Genomic DNA, 12085 nt, shown 5'->3' on the forward strand with positions numbered 1-12085 from the left:
CCTCGGCGCGTCATCTGAGCCCGCGTCGATGGCGTACGGACTACTCCGATCGGGGTACGGCGACGGCGGTCCCGCGTCGCCGGTCCCGTGCCCGCAGCGGTCGCAGGTCGGTCCAGACCGTCTCGATATGGTCGAGGCATTCCTGCCGAGTCCCCACGAAGCCGGTGTCGGTCCAGCCATCAGGGGGTTCGCGGTCGGTCGGCCAAATCGAGTACTGCTCTTCGCCGTTGACCACCACACGCAGCACAGCGTCTGACATGTTCACCTTCCTGCGGCTTGTTCGCTGAGCGGGGCCGGCACGTCGCGGTGGGGCGAAGCGTGCGCCGCCGTCCCGGCCGCGAGACGGTCGGTGAGGGCCTGATAGCCGACCAGATCGTCGGGCAGCGCGTCGGGCACCTCGGTGTCGAAGCGGCGCAGTGCTCGGATCCGCAGGGAGACGAGCGCGATGGCGGCGATCGCGATCGCGAAGCAGGCGTACATGAAGCCGATGCCCCGGCCGGGGCCGGTGCCGAGCAGCACTCCCGCGGTGCCGGCGAGCGGCCCGTCGGAGGCGAGCAGCGGTTCGAGGACGCTCGCACCGTACGGCGCGACCAGGCCGAACCCGATGGGCAGGGTGGACCATGCGACCAGCGTGTTCAGCGCGATGACCCGGCCGTGGAACCGCTGCGGCACCTTGACCTGGATGATCGTCGCGTAGACGCCGTTGAGCAGGGTGAGACACAGTGACATGCCGAACGCGCCGACGCCGATCAGGAACAGATTCGGCCGCAGCCCGGTCAGCAGGCAGAACACCGACAGGGTGAGCGTGGCCAGCAACACACCGTACAGGCGGCGACGCCGCGGCCCGCCCCAGGCGGCCATCGTCAGGCCGCCGAGGAAGGCGCCGAGACCACCGGCGAAAGACACCCGGCCGACGTCGGCGAGGGAGGCGAACGACAGCACCAGGGGCGAGATCATCAAGAACAGGGGGGACAGGAAGACATTCAGCGCCGCGAAGTAGAACAGCATGCCGCGGAAGCCGCGGTTGCCCCAGGAGTAGCGGACGCCGCCCATCATCTCGGCGAGCACGCTCTCGCGCCGCCGCCAGGCCATCGTCCGGGGGAATCGGATCAGCGCCACGGTGAGCGTGGCGACGACGTAACTGATCACGTCGATGACGAGGATCCCCTCCAGGCCGATCACCGCCATGAGGCCCACCGCGATGAGCGGCACGATGAGTTGCGCGGTGCCCGTGACCATCTGGACGACGCCGTTGGCGTGGCCGAGGAATCGTTTGGGCACGAGTTGCGGGATCGCCGAGCCGTACGCGAGTCGTTGGAAGGTCAGCGCGATCGACAGGCAGACGAGCAGCGGGTAGATATGCCAGATCTGCAGGTTTCCGGTCCAGAGCAGGATCCCGAGTGCCAGCTGGGTGCCGCCTGCGCCGATGTCTCCGGCGAGCATGACCTTCCGTCGGTCGTAGCGGTCGACGACGGCGCCGGCGAGCGGGGCGACCAACATGCCGGGCACCAGGCCGAGCACGGCGAACAGCGCGAACCTGGCGAGTGAGCCGGTGGTCAGGTAGATCCAGATCGGGATGGCGAACTCGGTCAGCGCCGAGCCGGTGATCGAGACGAGCTGACCCGCTGCGACGAGCAGGAACCGCCGCATGCTCGGCCGGGGCCCCTGCCGGCTGCCGGGCGGCGTCTCCCCGGATGAGATCTCGGCCGACCCGCCCGTAGGCGCGTCCGCTGACTCGTTCCCCGGTTCGGAGTCCTCCTGTGAGACGCCCTGGAGCCACCAGGTGCGGGCCTCGTCCCGTTCGATCGTCTCCGTACGGCCCTCGGCGATGGTGTCGTGTGTGGTGGTGATGATCTCGGCGAGTTCGGCGGCTCGGTACTTCATAAAGAAATGTCCGGCCTCGTCAATCACCACGCAGGCCGCCGTCTCCGCGACGCGGTGCCACTCGCGGTAGCGCTCCTGGTAGAACTCGGCCGCCGGATCCCGCTCTCCCACGACGGAGATCACCGGTGCCGCCACCAGCGGACCATCCTCCTGCTGCTCGAAGAGCCGGGTGAAGTACCGCTCCGCGTCCCGGGTGCCCTGACGGCGGTTCTCGACGATGAGCTTGATCTGATCTCGGTCGAGATCGTCCACGTCGAGCCCGGCGGCGGTGAGCGCGTTGACGCGTGCCTGGTCGCCGGCCAGGCGGTCCATGAGCGTGCCGAGCCAGGCGAGACCGCGACCCGGCCGGGCGAAGGGGAAGATACCCCCCAGATAAACGGCCTCCACCGGGCGTCCGACGGCCTCCAGCCTGCGGGCGATCTCAGTGGTCAGCATGACTCCGAGGCCGCAGTGCCCGTACAGCACGAGCGGACCGGGCGAGCCGCCCATGATCTCGGTGATCTCGGCGACGCAGCCCTGGACGACCTCGTCGAACGGCCGGGACTCCTCGCCCAGCTCGTGGCCGGGCACGGCGACGGAGTACAGCGCCCAGTCGTCGGGCAGGGCGTCGGCCAGCGGTTGGTACACCACCGCGCTGCCGCCGCCGTAGGGAACGCAGACCAGCGTGGTGGTGGCCGGCCGGGCGGCGGTGAGCCGGTGCAGCAATGTGCGCGGCGCGTCGCTCCCGGCCTCCAGCAGCCGGGCCAGCTCCCGGACCGTGCGGTGCTTGAACACGTCGAGCACGGTGATCGGGCGGTCGGGGTACGCCTTGCGCAGCCGGGCGATGACCCGCATCGCCAGCAGCGAGTGACCACCGAGCGCGAAGAAGTCGTCGAGTGCCCCGACCCGCTCCACCTCAAGGATCTCCGTCCAGACCCGGGCCACGGTCTCCTCGGCTTCGGTCGCCGGGGCGACGTAGGCGGCGGCCGGGACGTCGGCCTCCGGCTCGGGCAGGCGGGCCCGGTCCACCTTGCCATGGGATTTGAGCGGCAGCTCCGCCAGCCAGGCGTACCGGGCAGGGATCATGTAAGCCGGCAGTCGGTCGGCCAGCCAGGCACGCACGTCCGCGGCATCGGGAACAACGGCATCGGGAACAACGGCATCGGGAACAACGGCATCGGGAACACGGGCATCGGGAACGCCGTCGGTGGCGCCGCCGGGAGCGTTGGTCCCGGGCCGGGCGACGAGGTACGCGACGAGCTGCTCCCCGCGCGGCTCGACGACCGCCTGGGCGACGGAGGGGTGATCGGCGAGCACGGTTTCGATCTCGCCGAGCTCGACCCGGTAGCCGCGGATCTTCACCTGCAGGTCGCGGCGGCCCAGGAACTCCAGGTCTCCGGAGGCGGACCACCGGCCGAGGTCCCCCGTGCGGTACATCCGCGCCCCCGGTGAGCCGTAGGGGTCGGGGAGGAACCGGTCGGCGGTCAGGCCGGGCCTGCCGAGGTAGCCACGGGCCAGCCGGTCGCCGCCGAGGTAGATCTCTCCGGGGACGCCGATCGGAACCGGGCGCAGCCGCTCGTCCAGCACGTACGTCCGCGCGCCGGGCAGTGGCGAGCCGATGGGCAGGCTCATGGCCGCCTCGGCCGGGCCGTGCGGGGCGGGCATCGTACCCACGTCGTAGGTGGTGATGCCGACCGTCGCCTCGGTCGGGCCATAGTGGTTTACCACCCGGCATCGGCCCGACGCCGCCAACTCGGCGGCCCACCCGCGCGGCGCGGCCTCACCCCCCAAGATCAGCAGCTTCCTGGGCAGTAGATCGGCCGGGCCGGCATCGGCCAGCAGTGCGGCCAGATGTGATGGGGTGATCTTCAGGTAGTCGACCTCGGCCCGCCGGAAGATCTCCGCCAACTCGGGGCCCGCGGTGCGCGAGGGCACCAGATGCAGTGTGCCGCCGGTCAGCAGGCACAGGTAGAAAGTGGTGACGCCGAAGTCGAAGGCCAACGACTGCAGTAGCGCGAAGGACGACCCTGGCTCCACGCCCAGCCGCCGGCGTACCCCGGCGAGGTAGGTCAGTACCTCCTGGTGCTGTACGGCGACGCCCTTCGGCTTCCCCGTGGTCCCGGAGGTGTAGATCACGTAGGCCAGATCGTCCGGTGATCGCGCGACGTTCGAGATCTCCGCGGTCTCCGCGGTCTCCGCGGTGTGCGGGGTTTCGTCGGGACCGCCCAGGAAGACGGTGGTGACCTCGCCGGGCAGGCGGTCGCACAGGTCGGCATCGGTGATCACGATGCGGGTGTCCGCGTCGGACAGCAGGTAGGCGAGCCGGCTCTCCGGATGCTCGGGATCGAGCGGTAGGTAGGCCGCGCCGGCCTTCAGCACGCCGAGCACCGCGACCGCCAGGTCAACCGACTGCTCCAGGCAGATCGCCACACGCTCATCCGGGCCCACTCCGAGCCGCCGTAGCCGCCGCGCGAGTCCGTCGGCCGCCGCGTCCAGTTCGCGGTAGGTGAGCGAGTGCGCACCGCACACCACGGCGGTGGCCGCCGGCGTGCGCGCGGCCTGCTCGGCGATCGCCTCATCCAACCGCGTCGACTCGTGCCGCGGATCGCCTTCTGCCGGCTGACCGAACGCGAGCACCCGGTCGCGCTCCTGTGGAGGGAGGATTTCCAGATCGGAGATCCTCGCCGCGGGATCGGCGACGATCGACCTGAGCAGGTTCTCGAAGCACTCCGTCAGCCGGACGATCGTTTCCGGCCGGAACAGCTCCGTGCGGTAGGTGAAGTTGCCGTGCAGACCATCATCGCCCATGTCCGTCAGGTACAGGGCGAGATCGAACCTGCTGGCCCGTACCTCGAACGGGTAGGCCGACATGGCCAACCCCTGGGTCCGCAGCGGCGCCGACCGGTAGTTCTGCAGTGCGAACATCACCTGGAACACCGGCGACCTGCTCACGTCGCGCTCGACGGCCAACTCGTCGACGAGCCGGTCGAACGGCAGCTCCTGGTGCGCGTAGGCGTCGAGCGCCGTCTCGCGTACCCGGGCGAGCAACCCGGTGAAGGTGGGGTCGCCGGACAGGTCCGCCCGCATCGGCAGGGAGTTGATGAAGAGCCCGACCACCCGCTCCAGCTCGGGCAGGACGCGTCCGGACGTCGGCGATCCGACCGCGAAATCGTGCTGACCGGAGTAGCGGGCGAGGAGCACCTGAAACGCGGCGAGCAGCGTCATGTACGGTGTGGCGCCATGCCTGCGGCCCAGCGCTTCCAGCGCGTCGGCCAGCTCGCGATCCAGCGTCATGCCGTGGGCCGCGCCCTCCCAGCCCTGCTCCGGCGGGCGCGGCAGATCGGTCGGCAGCGCCAGCGGGGGCAGCCCGGCCAACTGCTTCCGCCAGTAGCGGATGTCGTCTTCGTAGGACCGGTCACGCTCCCAGAGCGCGTAGTCGCCGTACTGCACGGGCGGCGGCACGAGGGCGGCGTCGGTCCCGGTCCGGTACGCCTCGTGCAGGGCGAGGAGTTCCTCCAGCACGATGTCGCAGGACCAGCCGTCGGTGACGGCGTGATGCATGGTCAGGAGCAGCACGTGGTCGCCGGGGCCGAGCCGGACGAGCAGCGCCCGCAGCGGTGGGCCCTCGGCCAGATCGAACGGCCGGTCCAGCTCCTCCCGGATGGCGGCCGGGTCGTCCGACCGCCGCGACTCGACCACCGGCTCGTCGTCCAGCACGATCTCGGGCGTGCCGTCGTCGGTGGTGACGAACCTGCTGCGCAGGCTCTCGTGGCGGCGGGCGACCTCGACGAGGGCGTGGTCCAGGGCGGCGGCGTCGAGGTCGCCTTCCAGCCGGACGGCGAACGCGACGGTGTACGCGGTGGTGCCCGGGGCGTACTGTTCGAGGAACCACAGCCGTGCCTGCGCGTGTGACAGCGGCGGGTGGACACCGGCCGGACGCCTGGGCACGGTGGTCGTCTCGCGCCGGGCCTTCAACCGCTGGGCCAGCAGTGCCTGTTTCGCCGGCGAGAGACCGCCGGGGGACAGGTCGGCTACGGACATCAGGTCAGCCCTTCGACGGTGGCTTTGAGCGCGTTCAGGAAGAGGGCGGCGTCCCTGCCGTTGATCAGGCGGTGGTCGTAGGCCAGGCCGATGTCGGCGAGGGCGCCGTCACGTGCTTCGGTGACGGCGAGCGCGCACACGGTGCCGGGGAAGACGAACGGGATCGCCAGGACGACCCCGTGGTCGGTGTGCAGGGTGACGACGAAGTTCGCGCCGGTGAGGTCGCTCTCCTTGAACTCGCCGGTGGTGGCGGCGAGCCGGTGCTTCATCAGCGTGGTCGCGATGTCCCTGGTGGTACGGCTCGCGGCGTCATGGATGACCGGGACGTACAGTCCCTCGCCCAGGTCGATGGTGACGCCGATGTCGGGGGCCTCGGCCAGCAGGGCCCGGGTGCCGTCGGGTGTGGCGAAGAACAGCGGAAACCGTTCATGCAGGCCCGCGACCGCCTGGACGAAGATCTCGGCGAGACCTACCGGGCGGCGAATCTCTTTTGTCTTGGCCCGCGCGTACGCCGAAGCCGGCCCGAGGTCCATGCGTACGACGGCGTACGCGGCGGGAATGGTCTGATGGGAGAGCTCGACGGATCTGGCGACCGCCCGCTGGACCCGCGGGAGCCGGTGCTCCTCCCGCCCGTTTCCCGCCGTGGTCGAGGCGGGGTCTCCGGCAGCGGGATTTTCTCGTGGACTCGGAGTTTCCCCGGTGCCCGGGCCTTCGCTCCCGCCACGCCGGTGATCAAGATGTTCGATGTCGGCCCGCCTGACGACGGGGATCCCGAGGGCCCTGACGCGTTCGATGTCGATGCCGAGCTCATCGATGAGCGCCTGCGCGGGGGCCGTGATGAGCGGCGAAGCCCCGTCACCCGCGCCGTCACCCGCGCCGGTGTCCGTTGCCGCGGCGTGCGGACCGGTCGGTTGTTCCTCGCCTGCGCTGCTTATCCTGGCCAACACATCGCCCGGATGGCACCAGACGCCCGCCCGCAGCACATGGCGGAGGACGCCGGAGGAACCTGCGACGAGTTCCTCCGCGGCCTTGGAGGTCTCCACCAGCACGACCACGTCGTCCTCGTGCACCTGCGCACCATCGGAGAGCAGCCACTCGACGAGGAGATATTCGGTGTCATTGTTGTTCAGCTTGGGCACACGGAGTTCAGCCACGGAGGGTCTTCCTGATCGCGCTGTGGATCGTGGTCTCGTTCACCAGAGCCGCCCGTTCGAGATGGGCCGCGGTGGGAATGACACCGCCGGGGGAGTGGATCAACGAGACCGGCCGGGCCAGGCGTCCCCAGTGCCGCTGATGCACAAGATGCGCCACCTCGGCGCCCCACGTCCCCCCGCCGGTGCTCTCCTCGACGACGAACACGTTGCGCGCGGTGGTCACCTCCCGGTCGAACGTGTCGGACACGTCGAACGGATACAGCCTGGACGGCACCAGCAACGTGCAGACGATCTCCTCCTCCACCAGCAGCGAGCGCATCGCGGCCAGCACCCGATGCGCCACCCCGCCGGGTGCGATGATCACGCAGTCGGGAGAGGCGTCAAGGAACACCCTGGCCACGCCGCCGGTCGTCTCCAGGGAGAACGGCGGCTCCACCTCGCCCATCCGGCGCGTGTAGAGAACCTTGTCCTCGAAGAACACGCACGGTTCCGCATGGGCGAACATCTCCTCGAACACGGCCAGGTTGTCGTGGAACGGCGACAGCTCGTAGAGCGGCAGCCCGGGGATGCCGACGAAATGCTTCTGCGGGCTCTGACTGTGCGTCGGCCCGTAGCCGCGTCCACCGCCGACCGGGCAGCGTACGACCATGCGCATCGGCAGGCGGGAGCCGTACATGGAGACGGACTTCGAGGCGAAGTTGAGCAACTGGTCGAAGGCGAGCGCGACGAAGTCCCCGAACATGATCTCGACGATCGCTAGGTCTCCGGAGAGCGCGAGCCCGGCGGCGACCCCGGTGATGGCGCTCTCACTGATCGGAGTCGACAGGACGCGATCGGGGAAACGCGTGGACAGCCCGCGTGTGATCTTGAAGGCGCCGCCGTACGGATCGACGACGTCCTCTCCCAGCACATAGAGGTCCGACTCTCGGGCGAGCAGGGTGGCCAGCGCCGTGTTGAGGTTCTCGCCGACCCTCACGGTCGCTCCCATCGCGACGGCGGCCGAGCCGCGACCTCCGCCGCGATCTCGTCGATGTGGGCGCGGGCCCGCGCGTCCAACCGGCGGAAGCGCTCCGGGTCAACCGCCGCGCACCGTGCGTACCAGTCCCGCTCGCGCAAGTCCTGGACGGCCTGGTCGGGCCGGGTGTCGTCACCCTTGCTGTGCGGTCCGAGGCGCCGGGTGACGAACTCGACGACGAGGGGCGCGGAATGGGAACGCACCCATGCGACCAGAGGTTCGAGCGTGTGGCGGATCCCGGCGACGTCGGAGGTCTCGATCAGGCGGTGGTCGACGTCGAAGGCGGCCGCCCGGCCCGCGATGCTTCCCGCCAGATGCCGGGGGGTGGGCGTCGACTGGGCGATGCCGTTGTTCTCGACGACGACGAGCAGCGGCAACGCCCACAGCGACGCGATGTTGAACGTCTCGTAGACCGCTCCCTCACCGAACGTGCCGTCCCCGATGTAGACGCAGGCGAGCCGGCCGGGCTCGGCGCGCTTGAGGTGCAGCGCCACACCCGCGGCCACGGGCAGGCTCTCCCCCTGGACTCCGGTGGACAGGAAGCGCTCCCTGCGGATGTGCTGGCTGCCGCCGACCCCGTCGCAGACCGCGCCCTCCCGACCCATGATCTCCGCGAACAGCCCGGCGGGGTCGCGGAAGCGCGCCAGGTAGTGGCCGTGGCCGCGGTGGTTGCTGAACACGTGGTCGCGGGGGTCGAGCAGCCCCTCCATCGCGACCGGGATGTATTCCTGGCCCAGGCAGGTGTGGGTGGTGCCGTTGAGCAGGCCCCTGCCGTACAGATCGAGCAGTTTCAGCTCGAATGCCCGGATCGTCAGCATGAGTGAGAGGTCTTCCTCGTCCAGGCGGATCGACTCCACCGGGGAAACCGCCATCGTCGCGACGGCAGGTGCGGCCGTCGTCTCACTCATCAAACCGGTGAACGGGCGCGTCATCGGCGGATCACCTGGAGCACGCCGGCGATCGTCGGATTGTCGAAGAAGTCGTCCAACTCGACCTCCACGCCCAGCCGCTTGCGCATGCGGGCGATGATCTGGGTGATGGTCAGGGAGTGGCCGCCGAGATCGAAGATGTCGTCGTGCGGCTCGATGGGAGCAAGCTTGAGCACCTCCTCCCAGATGGTGCGGATTTCGGCGGCCAGTGGATCGTTCAGGTTCGCCCCTGCCGGGGGGCTCACCCCCGTCGAACCGGACGCGGCTCCGTCGCCGGCGGTGCTGAGGCCCGCCGTGGCCGGTGCGGCGCTCTGGACGGGCCGGGCGGCCATGGTTTCCCGGGTCGGCGACGCGTCCAGGGGCCGGGTGGGGTCCTGGGCGACCGCTGCCAGCACCGCCCGCAGGTCGTCGGCGAACCCGATCGGGTCGGTCAGCTCGTCCGGGTCGTACCGGAGGCTGACCGTCATTCCCGGCACGGACTCCATTCCCGGCGTGGTCTCCGCCGTCTGGTCAAGGACCTGGAGTTGCAGTGCGCCCCGCACCGCATAGTTGAACGCCAGCCAGTCGACCTGGCCGAGCGCGTTGTCCGGATCGGGGCGAGGGGTCTGCGATCCGCGCCGGTAGCTGATCGAGACGGGAGTGAGCGCCGCGTGCGGCTTCAGCCCGGAGACCGCCCTGGCCAGCGGGACCTCGCGATAGGCGTACAGGCTCCTGAGCTCGGCACGCAGGCCCGCGGCGAACGTGGTGAACGGCGCGCCGGGCGGTGGGCTGGAGAAGACGGGCAGTTCGTTGACGAAGGGGCCGATGTGCCCCTCCGACGCGGCGGTGCGGGTCGACAGGTCGACCGCGGTGACGACGTCGGCGTTGCCGTACGACATGAGAAGCGCGTGCAGCGCCGCCAGCAGCACCTCAAACCTGGTCAGACCGGGTAGTCCGGGGACGTCGAGCGCGAACTCCAGCACCTGACCCGGGTGACCCCGGCGGGAGCGGAGTTCCCCGCCGGGCACGAGCGTCCCGCCTGGTTCACGCCACCTGTCCGCCCAGAAGACGCGAGCCTCGTCGAGCACGGCGGCCACCCGCTCCCGCTGACCGGCGGCGTGATCCACCTGAGCCTGGTCTGCTTGAGTGAGGGGTCCGAGCAGGGGTGGCTCGGCACCGTTCGCGATGGCGGCGAGGTCGGCGACCAGGATGTCCTTCGACGCGCCGTCGAAGACCAGGTGGTGCGCGACGATCACGAAGGTGTCGCCGACGAGCGTGAAGCGGATCAGCGGGCCGTTCTCCAGATCGAACGGCCGCCTGATCGCCTCCGCCACCGACTCACCCGTCTCCAACGACGGGATTCGAGTGGCCGGTACCAGGTGTGGTACGCCGTCAAGCGCCCGTACGGCGCTGCCCAGCAGCGGATGACGTGCCACCACGCCCGCGCACGCCTTCGCCAGCACGGCCGGATCCGGAATCGGTGAACCATCGAAGCGGATCAAGATCGGCATGTGGTAGGCCGATCCCGCCCCCATCCGCTCGGTGACCCACATTCCATGCTGGGCGAACGAGACCTGCGTCATGTTCCGACCTTTCGGAGTGCGCGCTTGTCGACCTTGCCGCCGTGGTTGCGTGGCAGGGCGTCGAGGGTGATCAGCCGTACGGGAAGTTCGTGTGGGGCCAGCAGGTCCTTCAGGAAGATCCGCAGATTCTCGGGTGAGACGGCGCCGACGACGGCGACCGCGACCGCCTTGCCGAGGGTGGGGTGGGGCACCCCGAACGCGGCCGCCTCGACGACGTCGGGGTGCCGGTGGACCGCCTCCTCGACGTGAATCGTGGACACCTTGTAGGCGCCCGTCTTGATCACGTCGCTCTCCCGGTCGACCAGGTAAAGGTAGCCGTCGTCGTCGATGTATCCGAGATCTCCCATCCTTACCCAGCCGCCGCGGAAGACCTCGCCGGTGGCGGCCTCGTCGCCGAAGTAGGCGCGGGTAACGGTAGGTGAGCGCATCCACACCTCGCCGGTGACCCCGGGGGGCAGCGCCTCGCCGTCCGCCGTGGCGATCCGGACGGCTCCTCCGGAGACCGGGCGACCCACGCTGGATGGACGGTCCGGATCGAAAATCATGACGGTCTGCGCGGGCGCGGCCTCGGTCGAGGTGTAGTAGTTCGTGATCGTCGCGTTGGGGAACGCGGTGCCGAGATCGCTCGCGACCCGCGCGGGCAGCGGCGCCGCCGCCGAGCCGAGCAGCAGCACGCTCGACAGGTCGTGGCCGGTGTGCGCTCCGGCCGCGAGCATCTCGATCGCCATGGCGGGGACCACGAAGACCGTGCCCGCCCGGTAGTGCTCGATCAGCGCGGCGAACCTGCCGGGGGTGAAACGCGGCAGCGTGACCACCTCGGGGTGCGCGTCCACCGCGTTGACCAGCATCCACTGCCCGGCGTTGGTCCCGATGGGGAAGGCGTGGGCCAGGTGCTTGGAGTGCATGAACGGCTTACGGCGGCCTCCGCAGCCGTAGGCCAGGTTCGCGTGGGTGGCGGCCACCCCTTTGGGGCGGCCCGTGGTGCCGGACGTGTAGAGGATCTGTGCCGGATCACCGGCCCCCACCGGAGGAAGGTCGTCCTCACCCCCGCCGTCCTCGGTGTACGGCGGCACCTCGCCCGGCCGCAGCACCATGGCGGCGCCGCAGTGCGCGAGCATCGCGTCGGCGTCCGGCGACCGGTCGGAGATCGGTACGGCCACCGCCCCCGCCCGGAGCACGCCGAAGAACGCGACCGAGTAGTCCAGCCAGGCGCCGTTGCCGAACACGAGGCCCACCCGATCGCCGGGTTCCACCCCCCGACTTCGCAGCGCGCGGGCCAAGCCGTACGATCGGCGCTCCCACTCGCCGAAGGTCAGCGAGCCGCGACCGTGGACGGTCATCGCGATCTCATCGGGATCGGCGGCGGCCCGCTCTCTGAGCAGGCCGGGAAGAATTATGCTCACCATCAACCCCCCCCGGGAAATGGTCGAGCGCGGGCACGCGCCTGTACCTAAACGGGGACGAGAATTCCCAGCTCATAGGGCATGCGGCAATGTGGGTGCACGCTTGCCGACACGACCT

Annotated in this window: 7 protein-coding genes; all 7 read right to left on the reverse strand. The window is 70.1% G+C overall.

Going from position 1 to position 12085, the window contains the following annotated elements:
• Positions 1 to 40: 40 nt before the first annotated feature.
• Genes ACFHYQ_RS06985 through ACFHYQ_RS07015 form a run of 7 tightly spaced genes read right to left on the reverse strand, consistent with a single transcriptional unit; the run spans position 41 to position 11970 of the window.
• Positions 41 to 259 (reverse strand): MbtH family protein, encoded by a 219-nt coding sequence (locus ACFHYQ_RS06985; RefSeq protein WP_394300248.1) that lies wholly within the window; start codon positions 257 to 259, stop codon positions 41 to 43.
• 2 nt (positions 260 to 261) lie between these two features.
• Positions 262 to 5904: a non-ribosomal peptide synthetase/MFS transporter gene (locus tag ACFHYQ_RS06990; RefSeq protein ID WP_394300249.1), complete on the reverse strand. Its 5643-nt coding sequence runs from the start codon at positions 5902 to 5904 to the stop codon at positions 262 to 264.
• Positions 5904 to 7058: a 2-oxo acid dehydrogenase subunit E2 gene (locus ACFHYQ_RS06995; protein ID WP_394300250.1), complete on the reverse strand. Its 1155-nt coding sequence runs from the start codon at positions 7056 to 7058 to the stop codon at positions 5904 to 5906. The genes ACFHYQ_RS06990 and ACFHYQ_RS06995 overlap by 1 nt, the downstream gene beginning before the upstream one ends.
• A complete protein-coding gene (locus ACFHYQ_RS07000; protein ID WP_394300251.1) occupies positions 7051 to 8034 on the reverse strand; it encodes an alpha-ketoacid dehydrogenase subunit beta in 984 nt (327 codons plus the stop codon). The genes ACFHYQ_RS06995 and ACFHYQ_RS07000 overlap by 8 nt, the downstream gene beginning before the upstream one ends.
• Positions 8031 to 9005 (reverse strand): thiamine pyrophosphate-dependent dehydrogenase E1 component subunit alpha, encoded by a 975-nt coding sequence (locus ACFHYQ_RS07005; RefSeq protein WP_394300252.1) that lies wholly within the window; start codon positions 9003 to 9005, stop codon positions 8031 to 8033. The genes ACFHYQ_RS07000 and ACFHYQ_RS07005 overlap by 4 nt, the downstream gene beginning before the upstream one ends.
• Positions 9002 to 10564, reverse strand: coding sequence for a condensation domain-containing protein (locus ACFHYQ_RS07010; RefSeq protein WP_394300253.1), 1563 nt, complete (start codon positions 10562 to 10564; stop codon positions 9002 to 9004). Before ACFHYQ_RS07010 ends, ACFHYQ_RS07005 begins: the two co-directional genes overlap by 4 nt.
• Positions 10561 to 11970 carry a class I adenylate-forming enzyme family protein gene (locus ACFHYQ_RS07015; protein ID WP_394300254.1) on the reverse strand — a complete coding sequence of 470 codons (1410 nt, stop codon included), beginning with the start codon at positions 11968 to 11970 and terminating at the stop codon, positions 10561 to 10563. The genes ACFHYQ_RS07010 and ACFHYQ_RS07015 overlap by 4 nt, the downstream gene beginning before the upstream one ends.
• Positions 11971 to 12085 lie beyond the last annotated feature (115 nt).

The organism is Sphaerimonospora cavernae (assembly GCF_042435035.1).
Lineage (GTDB): Bacteria > Actinomycetota > Actinomycetes > Streptosporangiales > Streptosporangiaceae > Sphaerimonospora > Sphaerimonospora cavernae.